A 26,621-nucleotide genomic window follows, 5' to 3' on the forward strand; every position below is an offset into this window, starting at 1 on the left:
CTTTAAGCAAAGTTTTACGTTCTTCCGAAACATTATCAATATTTCGCATCAAATTATCATAGCCATTTGTTTGTACTTCATGACTGTCATAATACAACTCAAGAAATTCAGTCTTTCCAGACTTATAATCCTCAGAAGAATATTTATCATTAAGGATTATGTTCTGAATTGAATCGGCCCTTTTAAATCTTTCGTATAAACTAACTGATTCTGTAATATCAGTTACTAAATCTATTTGAATCTCTTTAAGAATTGTTGTTATCTTTTCTTTATTTATTCTTTTTTCATTGGCATTGTTTATATAAAGTGCAATAAGAATACCTATTACCACCAATATTATTTCACCTATGGCATAGACAAGATATTGGCTCACTTTATTTTGAGTCAATAATTTTTGTCGAATTTTTTGAAAAAATCTAATCATCCTTATTAAAACAAACCTCCCTGAATATTTCCTTTTATTTTTCCAAGATGTTTGTAAGCAAGTTCTGTGACTTCACGGCCACGTGGCGTGCGCATTATGAATCCTTGTTGAATTAGAAAAGGTTCATATACCTCTTCAATAGTTTCTGAACTTTCACTTACAGCCGTGGCAATCGTAGTAATTCCTACTGGGCCACCTTTAAATTTATCAATAATAGTCGCTAATATTTTATTGTCCATTTCATCCAAACCATGTGCATCAACATTTAACGCCTCTAAAGCAAATTTTGCTATTTTAATATCGATACTTCCATTGCCTTTTATTTGCGCAAAATCTCTAACACGACGCAACAAAGCATTTGCTATTCTTGGTGTTCCTCGACTTCTTCCTGCTATTTCAATAGCGGCTTCCATTGAGATTGGAACTTCTAAAATAGAGGCACTACGTTGCAAAATAGTCGTTAAAAGTTCGGTATCATAATATTGCAACCTACTTTGAATACCAAATCTGGCTCGCATTGGGGAGGTTAACAATCCTGAACGTGTGGTAGCTCCGATAAGGGTAAACGGGTTTAAATTGATTTGAACGGTTCGCGCATTTGGACCTGATTCAATCATGATATCTATCTTGTAATCTTCCATGGCGGAATACAAGTATTCTTCAACTATGGGGCTTAAGCGATGAATTTCATCAATAAATAAAACATCTCTTTCTTCAAGATTGGTTAACAAACCAGCTAAATCTCCTGGCTTGTCTAAAACTGGACCAGAGGTTACTTTAATGCCAACACTCAATTCGTTAGCAAGAATATGTGCCAAGGTCGTTTTTCCTAATCCTGGTGGACCATGAAATAGTGTATGGTCTAATGCTTCACTTCTTTGGTTTGCTGCCTCAACGAAAATTTTAAGATTCTCCAACACTTGATCTTGGCCCGTAAAATCGTCAAAAGTAAACGGCCTTAACTTTCTTTCTACATCATTTTCTTCTGGAGAAAAATGGTCGTTTGTTGCATCTAGGTTTTCATTCATAACAAACAAATATAAAGAAAAAGCCTTTCTAAAAATAGAAAGGCTTTTCAATATTAATGGTATTTTGTTTTAATTCAAAATGGTAAATTCACAACGTCTGTTAATATCATATTCTTCTTCGGCACAAATACCTTCTTTAACACAGTTGTTAAGTGGCTGCATTTCACCATAACCAACACTTTTCAATCGGTTTCTCTCAATACCTTGGCTTACCACGTATTCTAACGTAGACGCTGCTCTTTGTTTTGATAATTTTAAGTTATAGTCATCTGCTCCGCGTGCATCTGTATGTGCAGACACTTCTACTTCCATAGATGGATATTTTTTCATAAGGTCTACCAGAACATTTAATGTAATGGCAGCATCTTTGCGAATATTTGATTTATCAAAATCGAAGAAAATTTTATCTAACTCTATTTGTACAACGCCTTCTTCGGTTTCTTTAACTTTTTCTTCAGCATCAGCAAAAGCCTCTAAGGATAAATATATGTTATGTTGAATTTTTCCTTCACTATCTGTTGAAAATTCTACATCCTGAGGAATATAGGCTTTACGGGTTCCACGAACTCTATATTTCTTATTTGGTTCTATTTTGAAAAGGTAATATGCATCTTCTTTAACAATAGCATCTTGAATTACATCACCTGCTTCATTAAACAAAGTAACTAACGATCCTGCTAGTAATTCTTTGCTGTTTTTATCTTGAACAATACCTTCTACTTGATATTTAGATAAGACATTTTCTTCTCTTTCAAATCCATAAATTCTGTCATAACCCGTTCTGTTGGATGACACAAATCCTTTGTTCTCTTTTTCTCTTATAACATATGCAAAGTCATCAACGTTACTATTGATTGAACTTCCCAAATTTACTGGGGTATCAAATGTATCATTCACCATATTACTTCTAAATACATCTAAACCACCAAAACCTTCATGACCAATGGATGAAAAATATAATACGTTATAATCACTTATAAATGGAAATTGTTCTCTGTGTTTAGTGTTTATGGTTGTTCCTAAATTTTCTGGTTCTCCATAGGTTCCACCATCATTAATGGCCACTTTATAAATATCAAAACTTCCTATAGTTCCGGGCATATCGCTAGCGAAGTAAAGTGTTTTCTCATCTTTACTTAATGCTGGATGCTCTGTGCTATAGCTGTTTGATGTAAAAGGCAATGCCGTAACATTTGTCCAAACACCATCAACCAATTCTGCTTTATAAATCTTGATATGAGCAATTCTTTCTTCTTGTGTTTTTTTACGAGCGTTGTTAGTTCTATTAAAATACATGGTTTTTCCATCTTTCGTAAAAACCGCATTACTCTCATGAGATCCTGTATTGATAGCTTTTGAAAAAGGTGTAATGTTTTCTAAAACACCATTTATATTTAACGTAGCATGATACAAGTCTAAATAAGGTAAGTCATTCCAAGAATATTCCGGATTATCTTTATTTCTTGAGGATGCAAATACAACTTCATTATCGTTATAAAACGATAAACCAAAATCACTTCCTGCATTTGGATTATCAATTTCCTTTAACTTAAACATATGAGGTGTTGATGACTCTAAAGATTCAATAAACGCATTCGTATTAACGGGTTTATTAAAATATCTGCTTAAATGCTTATCTGCCTCTTTATAATTTCTCACACCCTTTAAAGCCTGAGCATACCTGAAATTATATTCTATATCAATTGAGTCCCCATACTCAAGAAACAATTCTCTATATGTTATAATGGCTTTTTGAAGACTCGTATTGTAGTAATAACTATCTGCCAAATTTTGAAGTACTTCTTGAGTACGCTCTTTGGTTTCATAAATTTCTGCCGCTTGATTATAAGCTCTCATTTCAAAAAGCTTATTCACGCGTTTTAAATTTCCTTTTTGCGCCAATGCAATTCCACTAACTAGTAAAAGGCTTGCAAGTATGTATTTATTTGTTTTCATAATTGTAATCATTAATAATTAGAAGAATCTTGGTGAACGGTCGTAACCTCCTTTAAAACCGAATAAATCAATATCAAACAAAATAAATATTTCATGAGATCCTGAACTATAACTGCTTAAATTAGAGGTTGTATAATCATAAGCATAGCCTATTCTTAACTCTGGCGTTATTCTAAAATTAACCAATGCACTTACGGCATCACCAAGTCTATAACCTAAACCTGCTTCTAGCCTTTCATTGATAAGAACATTTGCTGTAATATCAAGTGCCAATGGCGACCCTTTTACAGCTTTCGCCATAAATGCTGGTTTAAACTTAATATCTCTATCTATATCAAACACATAACCACCAGTAAAGAAATAGTGCACACTTTGGACACCCGTTGTTTTAATTCCATTTTCGTTTTCAATATGCTTAGTAGACAACATATTTGGAGCCGATAACCCCAAATAATAATTATCTGTAAAGAAGAAAGCTCCTATTCCTAAATTCGGGAACGTTTTGCTTATATTTTCATTAAAAGCAATATCTGTGCTTACATCACCAGATTGTAAAATGAATCCATCGAAGTTGGCATTAAAAAATGTAAAGCCAGCTTTTAAACCCAGCGATAATTTACTTTCAAAACCAACTGGTAATACATATGCGAAATCTGCATAAATATTATTTTCATCAACGACATCTCCTATATTGTCATTTGTAAATGAAATTCCTAATTCAATTTTTTCATTAACCGGAGTATGAGCAAAAAAGGATCCTGTTTTTGGTGCGCCTTCTACGCCTACCCATTGTGTTCTGTAAAGTCCTCCTAAGTTAAGTATGCCTTCGTCTGCCGTTGCATATGCAGGGTTAACTACACTCATGTTATACATATATTGTGTAAACTGAGGATCTTGTTGAGCAAAGCCTTGTATAGACCAAAGAGTCAAACATAACAAAGCAGCTATTTTATGATATCTATTTAAATTTTTCATTGTTTCTTAAATTTTAATTTATCTATAAATTATCTGCTTAAGTATAAGCGACCTTGTTCTGGTTTATTTTCATTATCATTAAATTTGAAGACATAGAAATAGACGCCTACCGCAAGTTTACCGTTCCCTATGCTCGATTGATTGGATATTCCATCAAAGCGAGGTGTAGCCGAATTTCCTTTATAAACCACATTTCCGTATCTATTGAAGATTTCAATTTCAAAATTCGGATATAATATTTCTAAATTATTGTAACTGTATGTATCGTTAACACCATCACCATTTGGTGAAAATCCATCAGGTAAAATTAATTTCCCACATGATGTTAAATCTGGTGTAATTGATAAGCGCACAGCACTTTCACAACCTGTTGCGGCATCATATAATGAAGCATAATAGGTTACGCCATTGCTCAATATTGAACTGCTTGAAAGAGGTGAACCACCTGTTTCAGTATCATACCAAACAATGTTATCTAATGTTGAATTGTACTCAGAAATGTTTAATGTTAAATCCATAATCGTTGGATCGTCATTAATACATAGTTCTTGATTTTGATCTATAACTGTTGGTGTAGGCGAATCGTTCACTGTCACATCTACTTGTACATTTTGTGATGATTCACAGCCTGTAGCATTAGTTTGCGTTGCAAAATAATCTTCACCATTAACAAGAACATCCGTTGCATTTAATACTGTTGTTAAAGCAGCATCTGAATACCAAGTAATAGTTCCTGTTGCACTCAATGATGCGTCCAAATCAGCAACAGTAGGATTATCTACCAAACAAAATGCTGGATTAGAATCTACAACTGTTGGTGCAGAACTATCATTAACTGTCACCGTAATTTGGGAAACTGCATCTATTGCGCATGGTGACGCTGCTGCTACTGTATAAGTATAAACTCCCGAAGCATCAGTATTTGGATTAAATTCTCCTGTTCCACTTGGTAAAGCTGGTGACCAAACACCATTCGTGTCTGGAGTTCCTCCTAATTGAGTAAATAAATCTATCGTTCCGTCAACAATACAAATTGAAATCGTATTATCAGTTCCAGCATCTGGAGCTTGAGTGACTGTTACAACAATATCACTTGAATCTGTTCCACATGCATTTGATATGGTATACGTATATGTTCCTGAAGGATCTACTGCCGGATCAAAAACACCTGTTCCGCTTGTTAAAGCTGGAGACCATGTTCCACCTGCATCAGCACTTCCTATGAGTGTAAATAAATCTGTTGTTAGGTCCACGCTACATGCATCTAAAGTGTTATCTGATCCCGCGCTTAATGGCGTTTCAATAGTCACTGTAATATCGGTAAATGCATCAGTACAAGGTGAGCTAGCCGTAACATAGTATCTAAATTGATACGTTCCCGGACTTACTAAGGTTCCATCAAATAGATTTCCTGTTAAAGCTCCTGTTCCATCCGTATCTTGCCAAGCGCCACCAGCATCTTGCGTGCCATCTAATCCTGTAAATAGGTCAATGGCATTATTATCTTCACAAGAAGAAATTGGTGTTGCACTAGGACTCCCTGAATTTGGAGATTGATATATAATGGCCGTGACAGCTACTCTATTTAATGATTCACATCCAACGGTTTGCGAAGCGTAATACACTTGCCCATCAATTAAAGCCGAAGTTCCTGCTAGTGCAGTGCCTCCTGAAGCAATATCATACCATTGAATGGCTGTACCTGTTGCTACTAACTCTAATACTGTTGCTGTATCACAAAATTCCTGAGTTGCGTTTATTACTGTTGGAGCAGGTGTGTCATTTATTGTTATACTTACCGTAACATCGACATCGTCACACGTACCAATAGCAGTTACATCATAAGTGAAATTATAAGTACCTACCGAAAGGCCATCTAATGTTATTGTGTTTCCACTTAATAATCCAGTGGTATCGTCATCTCTCCAAGTTCCTGTTTGATCTTCTCCATCTAATAAATCAAATAAATCAAATATTTGTCCTGTAGTTATTTCAGATATACAAAACTCTGGAAATATTGCTACTGGTGTTCCTGATTCTGGTGCAGGTTCTATAGTTACAACCACTGTTGAACTATTTGTACAACCATCAACACTTGTTATACTATACGTGAAATTATATGAGCCTATTGTTAAGACTGTTATATCCACATCACTTCCTGTTAAGGCACCAGTTGAACTATCATCAGACCATGTTCCTCCTGCTTCATTACCTGTTAATTGACCAAATAAATCTAATGGTGAATTGGCTGCTAAATCATTCTCACAAAATAGAGCTGTGGTTGGTGTTCCTGTATTAGGTTGTGGATTGATTGTAATTTGAACCGTAACATCGACATCTGAACAACTTCCGATTGGAGGTACAGAATATGTGTAATCATAGGTTCCATCTTCAAAAGATGAAATATCTATTGGGTTTGAAACTATTGTTCCTGAAGTATCTGTTCCTTGATACCAAGTTCCGTTAGTATCTTGGGTTCCATCTAATAATGTAAATAAATCAAATGGAGAACTTGATGCTGTATCTTCTTCACATATTTCTATTGGGGCTAAAGCAACTCCAGATTCTGGTGCTGGCTCAATGGTTATCGTTATAGTCTCTGAATCTTCACAAGTCCCATTTGATATGGTATACGTATACTGATATGGACTACCTACAACGGTAAATCCAGTAATATCTATATTATTTGAAACTGTATTAGTAGAAGAATCGGTCCACGTTCCACCATTATTATCTTGTGCGCCATCTAAAGCACTAAATAAATTAAAAGGTGAATTTGTAATTAAATCATTCTCACAAAATGTTTGATTTATAGCAATTCCAGCACTAGGATCTTGTAACACCACAACTTGAACCGTTGTTGATTCTTCAGGACAAGGATTTGGCAAGACATTTTGAGTATATGTAAAATTATATATTGCTGGTGTAAGTACCGATAAATCTATTGGTGAACTAACTATAGGATCTGTACTCAATGTACCTTGAGTCCATTGACCTCCCGGATCTTCGTTATCTAACAACGTAGATAAATCAAATGCTATTGGTAAATCTTGAACACAATATGTAGCCGGATTATTCGCTGAAATAGTTCCAGATGTAAATGTTTCGTTTATAGTAATCGTAACATTTGATGAACTTTCCGGACAAGCTCCGTTAGCTGGAACTGTATAGGTAAATGTATAAACTCCTGCGGTAGTTAGTGTTGAAATATTAACAGTTCCAAAATGGTCGGTAGATGTTGTTAATGATGCATCATTAGACCAAGTTCCATTCGGGTTTGGAGAGCCTCCTAGCAGATCAAATAAATCGAAATCTGTGGTTGGAACATTATCATCACAATATTCTAAACTTCCCGGTGTACCAGGATCAAAAGGATCATTAATTGTTACTGTAACCGGAACGGCATTACTATCGCATAAAATATCATCAATTTGCACGTAATATGTATTTCCATCTACTAAGGTTGCAGACAATGGTAATACAGGAAGAATTGGATTTCCATTAATATCAACATTATCATACCAGCTAAAAGCGCCAGTTGTTCCAGGATCTAAATCACCAATTGTATAACTGGCAGCCGAACAAAACGCTTGGGAACTTGCTGGTGTAGGATCTGCAGGGGCAATGGATATAATTGATTTTCCGAATTTAATCTGACTGGTACATGAAGAACTGTTTTCAAAAACACTATAAAGGTTTACAATACCAGAAGATAATAGGTCTGAAACATTTGCTTGTTCCGTTAATGCAAAGTCTTTATAAACAAATACATTTCCCCCTGGCGGAATAAATGATGCCAATGTATCATCAATATAGTCTTGGATGGTTGCATTATCATTGCTACAATAAAACTTATCTAAAGAAGCTCCAATTGGTACCGGATCGACTTGAAAAGTTACAGTTACTGAATTTCTGGAAACACAAGAACCTAAGCTATCATCTGCATAATACGTTCCTGGAGATACTAATTCTGTTGAGCCGAAGTCAATACCTCCTGTTAAGGCACTGTACCATACAATACCGCCGCCTTCGTCAGTAGCAAAATCTGCACTTAAATCGGCAAATGTATAGCCGGTAGCATCGCAAATAGCCGGTGGTGTTGAATCTGGTATTGTTGGACATTGAGCATTCGCTGAAATTAATGTCCAAATAAAGACAAAAATATAAGTTGTATAATCTAATACATACCTAAAAAGGGATTTTGTTTTCATAGATTTGGTAAATTAGTTACGTTAGTTTTACTAGGAAAAATCAAGGTTTCAATAACTTTTTATCCTATTAATTAATTCTAACAGGGTGCAATTTAACGATTTTTTTGGTATTTCATCGATTTTTTTCAATTATTTTACATTTAAACGTAAAAAAAATGATTTCGTCGATAAATCTACTAATTATTTGTACGTTTTTTCCTATTAATTTATAAGAATGCACAAAAAAGCCCATTTAAACAATGGGCTTTTTAATTATATAAATATGAGTATACTAATGCTGAAGTTCTTCTTCACCTTCCATTAAAGGCACATTTTGAGGAACAAAATCTTGTTCATGTCCGGGTTTACTATAATCATAAGACCAACGATATACATGAGGTATCTCACCGGGCCAGTTTCCGTGCATATGCTCTACAGGCGTTGTCCATTCTAATGTATTAGATTTCCATGGGTTTTGTACAGCTTTCTTTCCATAGAACATGCTCGCAAAGAAATTATATAAATACACTATTTGAACAACACCTCCAACTAAGGCAAAAATGGTAATAATAACATTCACATTGGCCAAATCATCAAATAATGGAAAGTTTGTATTTGTATAATAACGTCTTGGTAAACCTGCCATTCCAATAAAATGCATAGGGAAGAAAACGCCATAAGCACAAACGGCCGTTACCCAAAAATGTATATAACCTAAATTCTTATTTAGCATTCTACCAAACATTTTTGGATACCAATGATAGATACCAGCAAACATACCATATAATGCCGATATACCCATTACTAAATGAAAGTGAGCAACCACAAAGTATGTATCATGTACATTAATATCTAAAGCACTATCTCCAAGAATGATTCCTGTTAAACCTCCCGTGATAAACGTCGATACAAATCCAATAGAAAACAACATGGCTGGATTCATTTGTATATTACCCTTCCATAAGGTTGTGATCCAGTTGAATGCTTTAACAGCTGAAGGAATCGCAATTAATAATGTAGTAAATGTAAATACAGATCCCAAAAATGGATTCATTCCTGAAACAAACATATGGTGACCCCATACAATGGTTGATAAGAATGCTATGGCTAATATAGAAGCAATCATAGCTCTATACCCAAAAATTGGTTTACGTGAGTTTGATGCCATAATCTCAGACACAAGTCCCATCGCTGGTAAAATTACAATGTACACTTCAGGATGTCCTAAGAACCAGAATAAGTGTTCAAATAATACTGGTGACCCACCTTGATAATGCAACACTTCACCTTGAATAAAAATATCTGACAAGAAAAACGAGGTCCCAAAACTTCTATCCATAATTAATAAAAGTGCTGCTGATAATAACACTGGGAAAGAAATAACTCCGATTACAGCAGTTATGAAAAATGTCCATATTGTTAATGGAAGTCTTGTCATTGACATTCCTTTAGTTCGTAAATTAATTACAGTAACAATATAGTTTAATGATCCTAACAATGAAGATGCAATAAAAATAGCCATTGAAACAAGCCATAAGGTCATCCCTAATCCTGAACCACCCTGAGCCATTGGCAATGCACTTAATGGCGGATAAATGGTCCAACCTGCTGCTGCAGGTCCAGCCTCAACAAATAATGAAATAACCATGATGACACTTGAAAGGAAAAACAACCAGTATGATACCATGTTTAAAAATCCTGAAGCCATATCACGCGCACCTATTTGCAATGGAATTAATAGGTTACTAAACGTTCCGCTTAATCCCGCAGTTAATACAAAGAATACCATAATAGTACCATGAATAGTTACTAATGCTAAGTAAATATCTGCATCCATTACGCCATCTGGTGCCCATTTACCTAACAAGGCTTCAAATAAAACATTAGGCTCTTCAGGCCAAGCCAATTGCAAACGGAACATCATAGACATTAATACGCCTATAACGCCCATAATAGTACCTGTAATAAGGTACTGCTTAGCAATCATTTTATGATCCTGACTAAATATATATTTAGTTACAAAGGTTTCTTTGTGATGATGTCCGTGGTCTTCTTCGTGAGAATGAGTATCTTCGTGTGCTGACATAATCTATTTATTGGTAGTTAACTTATTAGTTTTAATTAATTAAAGAATTCTTAAATACGGTTTGCTCTTTAATCCAAGCATCATATTCCTCCTGAGTTTCTACTATTATTTTCATTTGCATATTGTAATGTGATTTACCGCAAATTTTATTACATAATAATAAATAATCAAATTCGTAACTATCAAGAGGTTCTTCTCCTTTAGCTATTAATTCTTTACTTTTCTCAACTCTAATTTTATTAATATTAGTAACCTTTTCTGTTATTTCAGGAGTTTGACGCATCTCTGCCGTTGTTACACTAGGCGTAAATCCAAATTGTGTAATCATTCCAGGAACACAGTTCATTTGTGCTCTAAAGTGAGGCATATATGCAGAGTGCAACACATCTTGAGAACGCATTTTAAATAATACTGGTCTTCCTACAGGCAAATGTAATTCAGTTGTTATAACATCATCTTGAGCGTCAGGATCTGATTCATCAAGCCCTAAAATATTAGCTTTATCAATATCAATTAATCTAACATTTGCTTTCCCTAGTGTATTATCTTCTCCAGCATATCTCGCTTTCCAATTAAATTGTTGCGCATATAACTCAACTACCAAAGGATCATCACTTTCATCAATACTTGTAATATTAATCCATGTATTCATCCCATAAATAATTAAACCTGCTAAAACAATTACAGGAATAATGGTCCATATAAATTCTAATTTATTGTTATCTGCGAAGAATAATGCCTTTTTTCCTTTTTCTCCTTTGTATTTATAGGCAAAATAATGAAGTAAAAACTGCGTGATCGTTTGAACAATAAAAATAAGCGTCAACGAAATAATCATTAAGTTATCAATTTGCGGGCCATGTTCTGAAGCCGAATTTGATAATAATGGTAAATCTCCCCATTTAACGAAGGATACTATAGTAATAACATATATGAAAGCTAAAAAAGCCATCATTATATATCCATTAAGTTTATTATCCTTATCAGTGGCTACTTGCGAGTTTTCAACTTTCGCTTGGGCTAAATCAAAAATCTTAACCATTTGCCAAATGGCTACTAAAATAAATACTAAAATTATTACTGTTAATAAAGCTGTCATTTGTGGTAGTTGAAGTTCTTTATATATATTTTATTTATATCTAATTAATAATGAAAATGTTCACTTTCTTTTCTAAAAGGATATCCTTTTACAAGCAGTGGTGCTTTTGTTAAAGCTGTAAATACAACAAATATGAAGAGTCCTGTAAAAAGTAATAGTGAACTAATTTCAGGGATTCCTATAAACCATCTATCTCCAACTGTTGCAGGCATAATCATATTAAAAATATCAATATAATGACCTGCCAAAATTACCATTCCAGTCATTACAACAAACCAAGGAATACGTTTATAATCTGCATTCATCAACATTAAAATCGGAAATACAAAATTCATGACTACCATTCCTAAGAAAGGTAATTTATAATCACTAAAACGAGTTACAAAATACGTTACTTCTTCAGGTATATTTGAATACCAAATTAGCATAAATTGAGAGAACCATAAATACGTCCAGAAAATACTAAAAGCAAACATATATTTAGCAACATCATGTAAATGATTTTCATTTACAAATTCCAAATAATTTCTAGATTTTAAATATATGATTATTAATGATAATACCGTAATACCAGATACAAACATACTTGCAAAAACATACCATCCAAATAAGGTGCTAAACCAATGTGGATCAACACTCATAATCCAATCCCAAGACATCATAGACTCTGTGTAAATAAAGAATACTAAAAATCCTGCAGCAATACGAAATGCTTTTTTGAAGTTACTATTATCTTCAGCTGTATCCTGCGCAATTGAGAATTTACGGGCAAAGTAACGGTACAAACTCCAACCTGCAATAAAAATCAATCCTCTAATAATAAACCAAGGCACATTTAAGAATGATGATTTACCATCAATTAATTTATCATAATGTTCACTTTCAGGATTTATTACTTCCGGATCCATCCACATAAATATGTTATTATGACCAATGTAATGAGACGCCGCTGCAATTCCTAAAACAATTAAGGCCCCCGGCAATACATAAGCAGTCATACCTTCCATTACTCTAAAAAGTACTGGAGACCAGCCTGCCTGAGACGCAATTTGTATCGCATAAAACGCAAGGATTCCTAAAGAAATCATCATAAAGAAAAATGCTGCAACATACAGCGCAGACCAAGGTCTATTTGCTATTTGATGTTGAACGTGTTCTGCATGTTCATCGCCGTGATGCACTTCTTCTGCACTCACTTCATGAGTAGATTCACCATGAGCTTCTTCAGCTACAGTATGCAACGCAGCTTCTTCATGGCCTCCTCCGTGTGCAGAAGCTTCTTCTGCAAGCATTGTTTTTACTTCTTCTAAAGATTTATGAGATGTCATAAAACCATATCCAACACCTAACAACCCTAGAACTATTAGAGCGAAAGAAAATATTCTTAATTTATTTGAAAATGTATACATATCTAATATAATCTTACTTTTCTAAATCTGCTTTTAATTTAAGCACATAGGATACTACTTCCCAACGTTCTTTTTCATTCAATTGGCTTGCGTATGAGCCCATTGCGTTTTTTCCAAAATACATAGTGTGATAGATACTGCCTTCATTAATTGCTCTTGCAACATCATCGTATCCAGGTACACCAAGAATTTTTTCTCTTTTTACCAAGTTTCCTTGTCCGTCACCTTTAGTTCCATGACAAATACCACAATAAACATCATACAATATTTTAGCATTTTCTAAATCAACTTGTGTTGAATCTAGAGGGCTTTTTAATGTTTCCTTGGCTAAAAGATATCCTTCATTTGTATTTTCGTATTCAAATAAACTATGTCCTCGTGAAATAGTTCCGTCTGCTGGCAACTGAGCTTCTACACCATTGGCAAAGGCATCAGACTCACTATAAGTTTCATAACCAACAGATTGATACATATTGGGCATGAATTGATAGTTAGGTGCTGTATCTTTTCTACAAGATGTCAATAATAGTATGACAACTAGTATTCCTGCTATTTTAATTAAGCTTTTCATATGATTCATTAATGGGCTTTATCAACTAAATTTATCTCTACTGCACCTGATTCTTTTAATAACGCTGTTAATTCATTTTCATTACCTGAAACAGGTATCTCCATTAAAAAATGATCATCTGTTGTTCTAGGATCAGGGTTTTCAGATTTTTTAAACGGCCACATTCTACTTCTTAAATAAAAGGTTATAACCATTAAATGCGCCGCAAAAAATACGGTTAATTCAAACATAATAGGCACAAATGCCGGCATATTTTCAATATAACTAAAACTCGGTTTACCTCCTATATTTTGTGGCCAATCTTCAATCATTATAAAATTCATCATCACAATAGCGACGGTTAAACCAATACAACCATAAATAAATGATGCTATAGCAATGCGCGTTGGTGCTAATCCCATCGCTTTATCTAGTCCGTGAACCGGAAAAGGTGTATATATTTCTTCTATATGATATCGTTCTGCCTTAACTTTCTTAACGGCATCCAACAAGACATCATCATCATTATAAATAGCGTGAATTACTTTCGAAGCTTCCATATGCTACTCGTTATTATTTTTTTGGTTAGTGTCGTCTCCTGAAACATATTTCGCAGAGGTTCTTTCATCTGTACCAGTTCCAACTAGACTCTTACCTGATTCTCTTATTTTCTTATATCGTTCTCCAGAAGATTTTAATATAGTTTTTACTTCTGCTTGTGCAATTACAGGGAATGTTCTTGAATATAATAAGAATAACACAAAGAAGAATCCAATAGTTCCAATGAAAATTCCTATATCAACAAATGTTGGGGAGAACATGGTCCAAGATGATGGTAAGTAATCTCTATGTAATGATGTTACAATAATAACAAAACGTTCAAACCACATCCCGACATTTACTACTATTGATATAAAGAAAGAAAACATGATACTTGTTCGTAATTTCTTAAACCACATAAATTGAGGTGAAAACACATTACAACTCATCATTAATAAATACGCCCACCAGTAAGGTCCTGTTGCTCTGTTTAAGAACGCATATTGTTCATATTCTACACCAGAATACCATGCAATAAATAATTCAGTAATATATGCCACACCAACTATCGAACCTGTAATCATAATTACGATGTTCATTAACTCAATGTGTTGTACCGTAATATAATCTTCAAGGTTACATACTTTTCTCATTATAATAAGCAAGGTGTTAACCATGGCGAAACCAGAGAATACCGCACCAGCAACAAAGTATGGTGGAAAAATAGTGGTATGCCATCCAGGGATCACCGATGTTGCAAAGTCAAATGATACAATAGTATGCACAGACAGTACTAGTGGTGTTGCTAAACCAGCAAGCACTAAAGATACTTCTTCAAAACGTTGCCAATCTTTTGCTCTTCCAGACCATCCAAAACTTAATAAAGAATATATTTTCTTTTGAAATGGCTTCACAGCTCTATCTCTAATCATTGCAAAATCAGGTAATAAACCAGTCCACCAGAATACCATTGAAACTGATAAATACGTAGAAATTGCAAATACATCCCAAAGTAATGGCGAATTAAAATTTACCCACAAAGACCCAAATTGGTTTGGAATTGGTAATACCCAATACCCTAACCAAGGACGACCCATGTGAATTATTGGAAATAATCCAGCTTGAATTACTGAGAAAATTGTCATGGCCTCAGCAGAACGGTTAATTGCCATCCTCCATTTTTGACGGAATAATAAAAGTACCGCGGAAATAAGTGTTCCCGCATGACCAATACCTACCCACCAAACAAAGTTTGTAATATCCCAAGCCCAACCTACGGTTTTGTTTAAACCCCAAGTTCCAATCCCTGTTGATATGGTATAAATGATACATCCAATTCCCCAAAGAAATGCAGCTAGTGCTATAGAGAAAACTATCCACCAAGATTTATTGGCCTTTCCTTCAACAGGTTTTGCCACATCAATCGATACATCGTGATATGATTTTTCTCCTGTAACTAAAGGTCTTCTAATAGGTGCTTCGTAATGAGACGCCATAATCCTTTTTAAATTATTTCTTAATTAATCTATTATGCTTCCGTAGTATTAACCACTTTTGTTTGATACATCACGTTTGGTTTTGTCCCTACGCTTTCTAACAAGTGATACATACGGTTATCTTCTTTAAGTTTTGCAACTTTACTTTCTTTATCATTGATATCTCCAAATACCATTGCTCCGTTACTACATGCAGCAGAACAAGCTGTTTGGAATTCTCCATCTGTAATAACACGTCCATCACGTTTGGCATCCAAAATTGTTTTTTGTGTTTTTTGAATACACATTGAACATTTTTCCATCACACCACGCGAACGAACGACAACATCTGGATTTAATACCATACGTCCTAAATCATCATTCATATGATAATCGAACTCATCATTTTCATTATATAAGAACCAGTTGAAACGTCGTACTTTATAAGGACAGTTATTTGCACAGTATCTAGTACCTACACAACGGTTATAAGCCATATGATTTTGACCTTGGCGACCATGTGATGTTGCCGCTACCGGACAAACAGTTTCACAAGGCGCATGATTACAATGCTGACACATCACTGGTTGAAATGCTACTTGAGGGTTTTCTGAAGCGCTTTCCATTTCCCTTAAAGCCGTTTTAGTTCCAGTAAACCAACCTTCGGAATTTTCTTTCTTTTCATTATCACCTTCAAATGTTTCTTCTGAAGAATAATATCTATCAATACGCAACCAATGCATATCACGACTACGTCTAACTTCTGTTTTTCCAACAACCGGCACATTATTTTCCGCGTGACAAGCAATAACACAAGCTCCACAACCAGTACAGGCGTTTAAATCAATTGATAGATTAAAATGATGTCCTATAGAACGATCAAATTCATCCCATAAATCCACATCAGGAGACGTTACAGGTGTTTCTTCATGATTTAAAGAAACCGTAGGAATAGCATTCCAATGGTCTTTATCTTTTGTATTAAATATTTCTAGCGTTGTTTCTTTAATGATATCTCCACGACCCATCAATGTATTTTGCAACTGAACACAAGCAAATTCATGCTCACCAGAAGCCAGTTCAACCGTTACTTCCTGTACGTTATTAAAACCATGATATAATGCGTACGCATTAACGCCGGTTTGCATTTCAGTTTTTAAACCTTTTGTTTTTCCGTAACCAAATGATAAACCTACAGAACCTTTTGCTTGCCCCGGTTGTATAATAACTGGAACTTTAAGTGTTGTTCCATTAACCGTTACATTGGCATAACTACCATTTAGAGCGCCATTAGCAACATAGGTATTTACGAAACCTAAAGTATGTGCATCAGCTTTAGATACGGTTAAATAATTGTCCCAAGATGTTCTTGTAATTGGGTCCGGAAACTCTTGTAACCATGGGTTATTGGCCTGTTGACCATCACCCATTCCAGTTTTAGTATATAATGTTAGCTCTAAGGCACTTGATTTAGCTGATGCTGCTAAAGCTCTAGCCGCATTTCCTGAAGGTGTTTCTAAATTTCCAGAAGCATCTGTTGTATCAGCAGTTTCAGTAGCTATGGTGCCAACAAATATTCCATCATGCAATGCTTGATTGAAAGAACTTCCACCTAAAATAGTAGTTCCCCAAGCATCTTTGATGTAATCATGGTAAGAAAGATCATTTCCTGTCCAAACTAATAAAGCTTCTTGAATTTGTCTTGTGTTAAATAATGGACGAATAGTTGGTTGCGTTAACCCATAATGTCCTTTTTTAATTTCAACATCACCCCAAGATTCTAAATAATGAGGCGCGGCCGCTAATATTTTCGCTTCAGAAGATGTTTCATCTTCTTTCATTGAAAAGACAACTGATAATTCAGTGTTTTTTAATCCTTCAGAAAAGTCCGAAGCATTTGGTAAGGTATACACTGGATTTACACCACTCATGATAATCGCGCCAACGTTTCCTGCCTTCATATCAGCAATTAAAGTCATCACTTCTTTATCATTACCTTGTCTAGTTTTTATAGGAGTTGCTTTATCAAAAGCTTTACTATTCAAATATTCATTGATTTCAAGAACAACGGTTTGTGCATTAATATCTTGAATCCCTGTAACGACTAAACCATTACTTCCAGCTTTCTTTAATTGAGAAGCCGCTTTTTTAACAGCATCATCAATATGTTCTGGCAACGTTCCTGAAACAGAACCACCAACAACATAACTATATAATTTTGCTAAGGCAATTTTTTGTTCACTTGGCGTTAATGGGACACGTTTATCTGCATTAGCTCCAGTTAAAGACATATTAGACTCAAACTGAATGTGACGAGACATTTTACCGTGATCTGGAATCCTGTTTTTTGAATATCCAGAATCAAAACCACCACCTTGCCAGTCTCCTAAGAAATCTGCGCCAACAGACACAATAGTCATTGCTTTAGAAAAGTCGTAATTAGCTAAACCACGGTCACTATATTTTGCTTGATAAGCATCTAATGCCGTAGATTCTGAAATAGCATCATACACTACATGACGAACATTACCATATTTTTCTTTGAATTCTCCTATTAATTTACTTGTGGATGGACTAGCAAACGTTTGTGTTAACAACACAATCTCTTTACCAGAATCTTTTAGAGCCGTTAACTTTTGTACAACTTCTGCATCTAATTCATCCCAAGAAATAGAACTTCCATTCTTTTTTGGACTTTGAACTCTTAAACTATCATACAAGCCTAAAACTGAGGCATTCACTCTAGCATTGGCACTGCCATTGGTTACTGCTAAAGCATTATTTTCAATTTTAATTGGACGACCTTCTCGAGTTTTAACTAAAACACTTGCAAAATCATACCCATCTGCAATGGTTGTTGCATAATAATTAGCAACACCAGGAATAATCTCTTCTGGCTGCACCACATAAGGTATAGATTTAATAACAGGTCCTTCACAGGCTGCCAAAGAAGCTGCTGCTGTACTAAAACCTACATATTTTAAGAAATCACGACGTGATGTTGAAGAAGCTTCTAATGAATCTTTATTACCTAAAAATTCATCTGTAGGAATCTCTTCTACAAACTCGTTTTGCTTTAGCGCCTCAACAATAGAGCTGTTTTCGTTAAGCTCCTCAACACTTTTCCAGTATTTCTTGTTTGATGACATATTATATAATTGAATTACTTCTTAATAAATTAATAATGACACTTACCACATTCCAATCCGCCCATTTGAGCAGCTGTCAATTTCTCTACACCATACTTCTTAGATAATTCATCATGAATTTTAGTATAGTATTTGTTGTCTCCTACATTAACATTAGTTGTTCGGTGACAGTTAATACACCAACCCATTGTAAGAGGTGAAAACTGACTTGCAATTTCCATTTCTTCAACAGGACCATGACATGTCTGACATTCTATTCCTGCGACACTTACGTGTTGAGAGTGATTAAAATAAACAAAGTCTGGTAAATTATGAATTCTCACCCATTTTACTGGTTGTGAATCTCCGGTATATTGCTGAGCGGCATCATCCCATCCTGCTGCGGCATATAATTTTTTAATTTCTCCATCATAAAACTCTTTAGTGTACTCAACAGATGTTTCGCCTTTGTACTCGTAAATAGATTTATGACAGTTCATACAAATATTTAAAGATGGAATACCTGAATGCTTACTAACCCTCGCTGAAGAGTGACAATATTTACAATCGATCGCGTTATCACCGGCGTGAATTTTATGTGAAAAATGTATTGGTTGAACAGGTTGATACCCTTGATCTACACCAATTTGCATTAAATATCCATAAACAAAATAAGCACTCGCTAACAACAAGAATATAGATGTTACTAACACTAAAAATTGATTTTTAACAAATGCCTGCCAAATAGAAGTCCGGTGTGCTTCTGGCAACTCTATCTCTTTAGCTATAGCAAAACTGCGAAGTGTCCTATTTACAACATATAAGCCAAACGCTAAAAGAGCAAATAAAATTACTAAGGCTCCTAAAATAAGCTCATTAGATACATTTGAATTTGGATCAGCTGTTGTTTGAGTGTCTGCTTGAGCAGTAACAGGCTCAGCTTTGTCTTGAGCCGTATAAGCTAAAATGTTATTAATATCTTCGTCAGATAAGGTAGGGAAAGCAGTCATTGCTGTACCACCGTAATCATTATACACCTTATTCGCGTAAGCATCTCCAGATTTAATAAGTCCAGCACTATTACGTATCCAAGCATATAACCATTCTCTATCCAAACCTTGTTCATCTGCTAAACGGGTTTCAACATAACGCAATGCAGGACCCGTCATCTTTTTATCTAATTGATGGCAAGCAGCACAATTGGCATTAAACAATGATTTTCCTTTTGCTATATCTCCTTCTTGAGCTGAAAGTGAGGTAGAAAACGCTAATAAAAGAATTAAGGACAAACTTAAAAAGTTGTTGCTTAATTTACAGTGAATCAACTGTCTCATATTATTGGTTAAATTAACTTCTAAATTTTGGTATGATTTTTTCTTATACTAAATAAAAAAAAAGCAAAGTTATAAACGTAGGCAAAAATAATATTTAAACTCGATTATAGAAATGTAGACATACTATAATTGTTAATTTAGACATATTCTAAATAATAATAATTACCTATTTAAGTTTATAACTTATACATTTGTAATAAAAATAAATAAAAATGAAAATATTTAGTTTGAAAATAAGCATATTAGCGTTTATCTCATATATAAGTCTAGGAGTAAATATATATGCCCAAGAAGGGAATGTAACAGTACATCAAGATAAAAATATTGACGTTTTGTTAAAATTAAAAAAAGAAATGAACAAAACTGAAAATTTAACTGATCGTTATAAGATACAAGTGTATTCTGGCAATCGTTCTGAAGCAGAAAAAACAGAAAGCAAATTTAATACTACTTTTACTAGTTGGCATTCAAATATGGTTTATGAATATCCCAATTTTAAAATTTGGGCGGGAAGCTTCGCTACACGTTTAGAAGCAGACAGGGCTTTAAAAGAGATTAAAAAAACATTTTCAGGAGCTTTTATTTTTAAACCAAAAAAAGAAATTAAATAAAAATTCTTATTACGATTCAAACAAAAAAGTCCTTTCAAAATTAATGAAAGGGCTTTTTTTATATAATCCTTGTGAAAAATTTATTTCAATTTTTTCTTAACTTCGATTTCATGGAAGGCTTCAATTATATCACCTTCTTTTATATCATTGTAGTTTTTAATTTGCATTCCGCAATCATATCCTTTTGACACCTCTTTAGCATCATCCTTAAATCGCTTTAAAGAAGTTAATTCACCAGTGAAAACTACGACTCCATCCCGGATTAATCTAATCCCTGAATTTCTGAAAATTTTACCATTGGTAACCATGCACCCTGCAATAGTTCCAATTTTTGAAACTTTAAACATTTCTCTAATTTCTGCGGTACCGGTAATCTCTTCTTTAAGCTCTGGAGATAACATACCTTCCATAGCGTCCTTAAGATCATTGATAGCGTCATAGATAATTGAATATGTTCTGATATCAATTTCTTCTTTATCGGCAATCATTCTTGCGTTTCCAACTGGTCTCACATTAAAACCAACAATAATAGCGTCTGAAGCCGATGCTAATAATACATCACTTTCAGTAATAGCTCCAACGCCTTTATGTAATATATTAACTTGAATTTCTTCAGTTGATAATTTCTGGAATGAATCGGTTAATGCCTCAACAGAACCATCAACATCTCCTTTAAGAATAATATTTAATTCTTGGAAATCGCCAAGAGCAATACGACGACCAATTTCATCAAGTGTAATATGACGTTGCGTACGCACTGATTGTTCACGTTGTAATTGAGCCCTTTTTGTGGCTATTTGTTTTGCTTCACGCTCATCTTGGAAGACATTAAATTTATCTCCAGCTTGTGGTGCACCATCTAAACCTAAAATAGACACAGGTGTTGACGGACCAGCTTCAACTACATTATTGCCTCGTTCATCTTGCATAGCTTTTACCTTACCACTGTTTTTTCCAGCTAAAACGTAATCGCCTATACGCAAGGTTCCAGCTTGCACTAAAATGGTTGAAATATATCCTCGCCCCTTGTCTAAATATGCCTCAACAACAGTACCATTTGCAGGCTTATCTGGATTCGCTTGAAGTTCGAGTAGCTCTGCTTCCAGTAATACTTTCTCTAACAATTCTTTTACACCTGTACCTTCTTTTGCTGAGATATCATGTGATTGAATTTTTCCGCCCCAATCTTCTACTAATAAATTCATCTGAGCAAGTCCTTCTTTAATTTTATCAGGATTTGCATCTGGTTTATCTATTTTGTTTATTGCAAAAACTATTGGAACTCCAGCAGCCTGCGCATGTGAAATGGCTTCTTTTGTTTGTGGCATAATATCATCATCTGCTGCAACCACAATAATAGCTAAATCTGTTACTTGAGCACCACGAGCACGCATCGCAGTAAACGCTTCGTGACCTGGTGTATCTAAGAACGCTATTTTTTGTCCGTTATCAAGCTCTACGCCATAAGCACCAATATGTTGAGTAATACCACCTGACTCTCCTGCAATCACATTTTCCTTACGAATATAATCCAAAAGCGATGTTTTACCATGATCTACGTGACCCATCACTGTTACAATAGGAGCGCGTGGTTTTAAATCTTCAGCTTTATCTTCAACTACTTCTATAGATTCTTCTATATCAGTAGTTACAAATTCTACTTTGTATCCAAACTCCTCCGCAACAATACTTAAGGTTTCAGCATCAAGACGTTGATTCATCGTTACCATCATTCCTAATGACATACATGCCGAAATAATTTCAGTAACACCAACATCCATCATAGTTGCAACTTCACTGGCAGTAACAAATTCAGTTACTTTAAGTACTTTGCTTTCTGCAGCTTCTAACTGTTGATCAATTTCAGTTTGTTCTTTGTGTTGATCTCTTTTATCTCTTCTATATTTCGCACCTTTTCCTTTGCTAGATTTACCTTGAAGTTTTTCAAGTGTTTCACGCACTTGTTTTTTTACATCTTCTTCACTTGGTTCTTCTTTTACAAGAGTACGTCTGTTCCCTCCTTGAGGTTTTCCTTTAAACCTATCATTCCCTCTATTTGAAGGACCTCCACCAGGCTTGTTTTGTCCGGGTTGAGTCCCACCAACTTTACTGATACGACGACGTTTCTTTTTATTGGTGCTTTCTGCTTTTTTAGAATCTGGTTTCTTTTCTTCCTTCTTTTTCTTAGGCTTATTAAATTGAGTTAAGTCAATTTTATCCCCAGAAATTTTTGGTCCAGAAAGCTTTTGATATTGTGTTTTTACTTTTTCTTCAGGAACAGTAATCCCTTCTTCATTTACAGTTTCTTTTTTAACATCTTCAGCTTCCGAATCTGCAACAGGTTTGGGTTTATTAACTTCATCTGGTTTTGGTTTCTCAACAGATTCTTTATTAGTGATTTTTGGTTCTTCACTAAATACTTGCGCTTCCTTTACTTGCGCTTCCTTTTTTGGTGCTTCCTTTATTTCTTTCGCTTCTGGAGAACTCTCTTTTTCTTTTCTTTTTGGGTTTAAATCAATTTTACCTACAGCTTTTGGTCTTGAAATAACAGTAGATGCTTTAATAATCTCTTCTTTTCTAGCTTCTTGCTTCTGCTTTTCCTCAAGCTCTCGTTCCCTTTGTTCACGAAGAATTTCTTTCTCTTTAAGTTTAGCTTCACTAACTTCTTGAGACGCAACTTTTTTGTTTGCATCTGTTTCAAATTCATTAGAAAGAATATTGTATACTTCCTCTGAAATTTTTGTAGTAGGTCGCTTCTCAATTTCAACGCCTTTAGAATCTAAAAATTCTACGGCGCGATCTAAAGAGATATTTAATTCACGTAATACTTTATTTAATCTAATTGTTTCAGCCATAAATTGCCTTTAATATACCAAATATATGTTATTCTTCAAATTCTTCACTTAGAATTCTAATAACGTCTTTAATTGTTTCTTCTTCTAAGTCTGTTCGCTTAACTAAATCTGCAACATCTTGTTCTAAGATACTTTTCGCAGTATCAAGACCAGCTTTGCTAAATTCTTCAATAATCCATCCTTCTATTTCATCAGAGAACTCAGATAATTCTACATCTTCTTCCGCACCTTCTCTAAACACATCTATCTCATAACCTGTAAGTTGACCTGCTAAACGAATATTATGTCCACCTCTACCAATAGCCTTACTAACTTCTTCTGGTTTTAAGATTACTTCTGCACGTTTAGTCTCTTCATTAATTTTAATGGAAGTTACTCTTGCAGGACTCAATGCTCTTGTGATATATAACTGTAAATTATTCGTGTAATTAATAACATCAATATTTTCATTTCCTAACTCACGAACAATACCGTGAATTCGAGAACCTTTCATACCCACACAAGCACCAACAGGATCTATTCTATCATCATAAGAATCTACAGCTACTTTAGCTTTTTCCCCTGGAATTCTTACTACATTTTTAATAGTAATTAATCCGTCAAAAACTTCTGGTATTTCTTGTTCAAATAATTTTTCTAAAAACATAGGCGAGCTTCTTGACATAAGGATGGTTGGTTTAGCGCCTTTAAGCTCAACACTATCAATAACACCTCTTACATTATCTCCTTTTCTAAAAAAGTCTGAAGGTATTTGCTTGTCTTTTGGTAAAATTATTTCGTTCCCATCATCATCTAATAATATAACAGCTCTGTGACGAATATGATGTACTTCTGCCGTGTAAATTTCTCCAACTAAATCTTTAAATTGTTTGAATATGATTGTATTATCATGCTCATGGATTTTTGAGATTAAGTTTTGACGCAATGCTAAAATAGCTCTTCTTCCTAGCTCTACTAACTTTACCTCTTCAGACACATCTTCACCAACTTCAAAATCGGGCTCTATCTTACGTGCTTCAGATAATGAAATTTCTTGGTTTGGTTCTTCAACTTCTCCATCAGCTACAACAATCCTATTTCTCCAAATCTCTAAATCGCCTTTATCTGGATTCACAATAATATCAAAATTATCATCATCTCCATATTTCTTTTTTAAAGCACTTCTAAAGACATCCTCTAAAATAGCCATTAACGTTACACGATCAATTAATTTATCGTCTTTAAATTCCGAAAACGATTCAATTAATGCAATATTCTCCATAACTCTTTTGAATTAAAATTTAATCATCACTTTTGCTTCTACAATATCATCATAAGCTATCACAGCTTCTTTCTTTACCGTTACTTTACCTTTACCTATGGGTTTAGGTTCTCTAACTTTCCACTCTAAAAAAATACTTTCATCAGACACTTTCTTTAGAATTGCTTCAACTTTATCTGAAGCCGTTTTCACCTCTATATTTCTACCAATATTTTTGTTAAACTGTCGTTTGTTAACTATTGGTGAAGTTGCTCCAGCAGAGGCTACTTCTAAGGCAAAATCAACATCTTCCCTATCTAAATTATGTTCAATGGCTCTGCTGATAAATATGCAATCATCGACAACAACACCATGGTCCCCATCAATAATAATCTTGATTTTATTATCGTCAGAAATAGACATATCCAAAAGAAATAAATCTGTTCTTTCTTCTAATGCCTTATCAAGTAAATCTTTAACAGTGTTTTTAAACATTTTTTTATAAAAAGAGGGGACTTATCGTCCCCTCATTCTCTAGTTTTACCTTACAACGCGGCAAATATATAATATTTTAATTGATTTTTAAAGTAATATTCATAAATTTATGTCCATAATAGCTTTGCTAACCTGAACTTAAAATAATGAAAAAAATACTAATACCTACTGACTTTTCTGAACAAGCTGAAAACGCTTTAAAAGTAGCTGCCCAATTAGCTAAAAAACATAATGCTGAAATTTATTTACTTCACACGTTAGAATTACCGCTTCAGAAAGTTGATCCTTTAAGTACAGCTCAAAACTTACCAGAAGCCATGTACTTTATGAAATTAGCTCACAAACATTTTGAAGAGTTATTAAAAAAAGAATATTTAAAAGGTATCAATGTTCATGAAATTGTAGAGTTTTATGAAACGTTTAGAGGTGTTTATCAAGTATGTAAAAAACACCATATTGACTTAATAGTTATGGGGTCTCACGGCACTAACAGCTTTAAAGAAATGCTGATTGGCTCTAACACAGAGAAAGTGGTAAGAACATCTGAAGTCCCTGTTTTAGTTATCAAGAAAGAACATCCTGTTTTTAAAATAGATGATTTTGTTTTTGCTTCTAACTTTAAAGATGATTACAAAAATCAATATATCAAAGCTACCAAATTTGCTAAATTATTTGATGCCAAATTACATCTTTTAATGGTTAATACGGCCGGTCATTTTATAACAACTCACGATGCTAATGAACGCATGAAAGATTTTGCGGCATGTTCAGATTTTGAAAATTTTACAGTAAATATGTATAATGATTTAAATATTGAAAAAGGAATTATGAAATTTTCACAGTCCATATCAGCAGATTTAATCGGTATGTGTACACATGGTAGACAAGGTCTTTCTAACTTTTTTAATGGCAGTATAAGTGAAGACCTAGTAAACAATGCCAAAAGACCTGTAATGACTTTTAAAATTGATTAATTTTTAAATAATCTTTAAAAAACAAAAAAATCCTAACCTTTAAAAAGTTAGGATTTACAATTATTGTTGGCCTACTAGGGCTCGAACCTAGACTCTTCTGGACCAAAACCAGACGTGTTGCCAGTTACACCATAGGCCAAAATGTAATTGAGGGTGCAAATTTAGCACAAAGTTTTATTTGCACAAGTATTTTATTGAAAAAAAAATAAGATGAATCATACGTTTTATAAAAATGAATCAAAGTTCATTTAA

General features: G+C 34.2%; 17 protein-coding genes, 1 tRNA gene and 1 pseudogene. 2 read left to right on the forward strand and 17 right to left on the reverse strand.

The window, feature by feature from the left end; all coding sequences use genetic code 11:
* The 13 genes and pseudogenes from AC15TD_RS02595 to AC15TD_RS02655 form a co-directional block, all read right to left on the reverse strand.
* Positions 1-373: pseudogene (locus tag AC15TD_RS02595) on the reverse strand (hypothetical protein); the annotation flags it as partial.
* 56 nt (positions 374-429) lie between these two features.
* Positions 430-1,452 carry a Holliday junction branch migration DNA helicase RuvB gene (gene ruvB, locus AC15TD_RS02600; RefSeq protein WP_484450582.1) on the reverse strand — a complete coding sequence of 341 codons (1,023 nt, stop codon included), beginning with the start codon at positions 1,450-1,452 and terminating at the stop codon, positions 430-432.
* Positions 1,453-1,521: 69 nt separating this feature from the next.
* On the reverse strand, positions 1,522-3,408 hold the full coding sequence (locus AC15TD_RS02605) for an OmpA family protein (protein ID WP_484450583.1): 1,887 nt from the start codon (positions 3,406-3,408) through the stop codon (positions 1,522-1,524).
* Between the two features lie 18 nt (positions 3,409-3,426).
* Complete coding sequence (locus AC15TD_RS02610) at positions 3,427-4,383, reverse strand: PorP/SprF family type IX secretion system membrane protein (RefSeq protein ID WP_484450584.1); 957 nt, start codon at positions 4,381-4,383, stop codon at positions 3,427-3,429.
* Between the two features lie 29 nt (positions 4,384-4,412).
* On the reverse strand, positions 4,413-8,594 hold the full coding sequence (locus AC15TD_RS02615) for an Ig-like domain-containing protein (RefSeq protein ID WP_484450585.1): 4,182 nt from the start codon (positions 8,592-8,594) through the stop codon (positions 4,413-4,415).
* 271 nt (positions 8,595-8,865) lie between these two features.
* Positions 8,866-10,659, reverse strand: coding sequence for a cytochrome c oxidase subunit I (locus tag AC15TD_RS02620; RefSeq protein ID WP_484450586.1), 1,794 nt, complete (start codon positions 10,657-10,659; stop codon positions 8,866-8,868).
* A gap of 31 nt (positions 10,660-10,690) precedes the next feature.
* On the reverse strand, positions 10,691-11,758 hold the full coding sequence (locus AC15TD_RS02625; protein WP_484450587.1) for a cytochrome c oxidase subunit II: 1,068 nt from the start codon (positions 11,756-11,758) through the stop codon (positions 10,691-10,693).
* Positions 11,759-11,802: 44 nt separating this feature from the next.
* Positions 11,803-13,167: a quinol:cytochrome C oxidoreductase gene (locus tag AC15TD_RS02630; protein WP_484450588.1), complete on the reverse strand. Its 1,365-nt coding sequence runs from the start codon at positions 13,165-13,167 to the stop codon at positions 11,803-11,805.
* Positions 13,168-13,180: 13 nt separating this feature from the next.
* On the reverse strand, positions 13,181-13,738 hold the full coding sequence (locus AC15TD_RS02635) for a c-type cytochrome (protein WP_484450589.1): 558 nt from the start codon (positions 13,736-13,738) through the stop codon (positions 13,181-13,183).
* Positions 13,739-13,746: 8 nt separating this feature from the next.
* Complete coding sequence (locus tag AC15TD_RS02640; protein WP_484450590.1) at positions 13,747-14,277, reverse strand: DUF3341 domain-containing protein; 531 nt, start codon at positions 14,275-14,277, stop codon at positions 13,747-13,749.
* A gap of 3 nt (positions 14,278-14,280) precedes the next feature.
* Positions 14,281-15,753, reverse strand: a complete 1,473-nt coding sequence (gene nrfD / locus AC15TD_RS02645; protein WP_484450591.1) for an NrfD/PsrC family molybdoenzyme membrane anchor subunit — start codon at positions 15,751-15,753, stop codon at positions 14,281-14,283.
* A gap of 32 nt (positions 15,754-15,785) precedes the next feature.
* Positions 15,786-18,881 (reverse strand): TAT-variant-translocated molybdopterin oxidoreductase, encoded by a 3,096-nt coding sequence (locus tag AC15TD_RS02650; RefSeq protein WP_484450592.1) that lies wholly within the window; start codon positions 18,879-18,881, stop codon positions 15,786-15,788.
* Between the two features lie 29 nt (positions 18,882-18,910).
* On the reverse strand, positions 18,911-20,194 hold the full coding sequence (locus AC15TD_RS02655) for a cytochrome c3 family protein (RefSeq protein ID WP_484450593.1): 1,284 nt from the start codon (positions 20,192-20,194) through the stop codon (positions 18,911-18,913).
* Between the two features lie 212 nt (positions 20,195-20,406).
* Between AC15TD_RS02655 and AC15TD_RS02660 the strand changes: the two genes are divergently transcribed.
* On the forward strand, positions 20,407-20,805 hold the full coding sequence (locus tag AC15TD_RS02660; RefSeq protein ID WP_484450594.1) for an SPOR domain-containing protein: 399 nt from the start codon (positions 20,407-20,409) through the stop codon (positions 20,803-20,805).
* Positions 20,806-20,885: 80 nt separating this feature from the next.
* Here the strand turns inward: AC15TD_RS02660 and infB are convergent, their stop codons facing one another.
* Genes infB through rimP form a run of 3 tightly spaced genes read right to left on the reverse strand, consistent with a single transcriptional unit; the run spans position 20,886 to position 25,395 of the window.
* Positions 20,886-23,660: a translation initiation factor IF-2 gene (infB, locus tag AC15TD_RS02665; protein WP_484450595.1), complete on the reverse strand. Its 2,775-nt coding sequence runs from the start codon at positions 23,658-23,660 to the stop codon at positions 20,886-20,888.
* Positions 23,661-23,688: 28 nt separating this feature from the next.
* The gene (nusA, locus tag AC15TD_RS02670; RefSeq protein ID WP_484450596.1) at positions 23,689-24,921 is read right to left on the reverse strand and encodes a transcription termination factor NusA; all 1,233 of its coding nucleotides are present in this window, start codon (positions 24,919-24,921) and stop codon (positions 23,689-23,691) included.
* 12 nt (positions 24,922-24,933) lie between these two features.
* The gene (rimP, locus tag AC15TD_RS02675; protein WP_484450597.1) at positions 24,934-25,395 is read right to left on the reverse strand and encodes a ribosome assembly cofactor RimP; all 462 of its coding nucleotides are present in this window, start codon (positions 25,393-25,395) and stop codon (positions 24,934-24,936) included.
* A 146-nt stretch (positions 25,396-25,541) separates the two neighbouring features.
* On the opposite strand from rimP, the gene AC15TD_RS02680 reads away from it, so the two are divergent.
* Positions 25,542-26,369, forward strand: coding sequence for a universal stress protein (locus tag AC15TD_RS02680; protein ID WP_484450598.1), 828 nt, complete (start codon positions 25,542-25,544; stop codon positions 26,367-26,369).
* Positions 26,370-26,435: 66 nt separating this feature from the next.
* Here the strand turns inward: AC15TD_RS02680 and AC15TD_RS02685 are convergent.
* Positions 26,436-26,508, reverse strand: a tRNA-Gln gene (locus tag AC15TD_RS02685).
* Positions 26,509-26,621: the final 113 nt, after the last annotated feature.

Source organism: Yeosuana sp., from assembly GCF_057126245.1.

Excerpts from the sequence above, each read along its gene's own strand:
- ruvB (WP_484450582.1), bottom strand. The coding sequence starts at position 1,452 with ATGAATGAAAACCTAGATGCAACAAACGACCATTTTTCTCCAGAAGAA.
- AC15TD_RS02605 (WP_484450583.1), bottom strand. The coding sequence starts at position 3,408 with ATGAAAACAAATAAATACATACTTGCAAGCCTTTTACTAGTTAGTGGA.
- AC15TD_RS02610 (WP_484450584.1), bottom strand. The coding sequence starts at position 4,383 with ATGAAAAATTTAAATAGATATCATAAAATAGCTGCTTTGTTATGTTTG.
- AC15TD_RS02615 (WP_484450585.1), bottom strand. The coding sequence starts at position 8,594 with ATGAAAACAAAATCCCTTTTTAGGTATGTATTAGATTATACAACTTAT.
- AC15TD_RS02620 (WP_484450586.1), bottom strand. The coding sequence starts at position 10,659 with ATGTCAGCACACGAAGATACTCATTCTCACGAAGAAGACCACGGACAT.
- AC15TD_RS02625 (WP_484450587.1), bottom strand. The coding sequence starts at position 11,758 with ATGACAGCTTTATTAACAGTAATAATTTTAGTATTTATTTTAGTAGCC.
- AC15TD_RS02630 (WP_484450588.1), bottom strand. The coding sequence starts at position 13,167 with ATGTATACATTTTCAAATAAATTAAGAATATTTTCTTTCGCTCTAATA.
- AC15TD_RS02635 (WP_484450589.1), bottom strand. The coding sequence starts at position 13,738 with ATGAAAAGCTTAATTAAAATAGCAGGAATACTAGTTGTCATACTATTA.
- AC15TD_RS02640 (WP_484450590.1), bottom strand. The coding sequence starts at position 14,277 with ATGGAAGCTTCGAAAGTAATTCACGCTATTTATAATGATGATGATGTC.
- nrfD (WP_484450591.1), bottom strand. The coding sequence starts at position 15,753 with ATGGCGTCTCATTACGAAGCACCTATTAGAAGACCTTTAGTTACAGGA.
- AC15TD_RS02650 (WP_484450592.1), bottom strand. The coding sequence starts at position 18,881 with ATGTCATCAAACAAGAAATACTGGAAAAGTGTTGAGGAGCTTAACGAA.
- AC15TD_RS02655 (WP_484450593.1), bottom strand. The coding sequence starts at position 20,194 with ATGAGACAGTTGATTCACTGTAAATTAAGCAACAACTTTTTAAGTTTG.
- AC15TD_RS02660 (WP_484450594.1), top strand. The coding sequence starts at position 20,407 with ATGAAAATATTTAGTTTGAAAATAAGCATATTAGCGTTTATCTCATAT.
- infB (WP_484450595.1), bottom strand. The coding sequence starts at position 23,660 with ATGGCTGAAACAATTAGATTAAATAAAGTATTACGTGAATTAAATATC.
- nusA (WP_484450596.1), bottom strand. The coding sequence starts at position 24,921 with ATGGAGAATATTGCATTAATTGAATCGTTTTCGGAATTTAAAGACGAT.
- rimP (WP_484450597.1), bottom strand. The coding sequence starts at position 25,395 with ATGTTTAAAAACACTGTTAAAGATTTACTTGATAAGGCATTAGAAGAA.
- AC15TD_RS02680 (WP_484450598.1), top strand. The coding sequence starts at position 25,542 with ATGAAAAAAATACTAATACCTACTGACTTTTCTGAACAAGCTGAAAAC.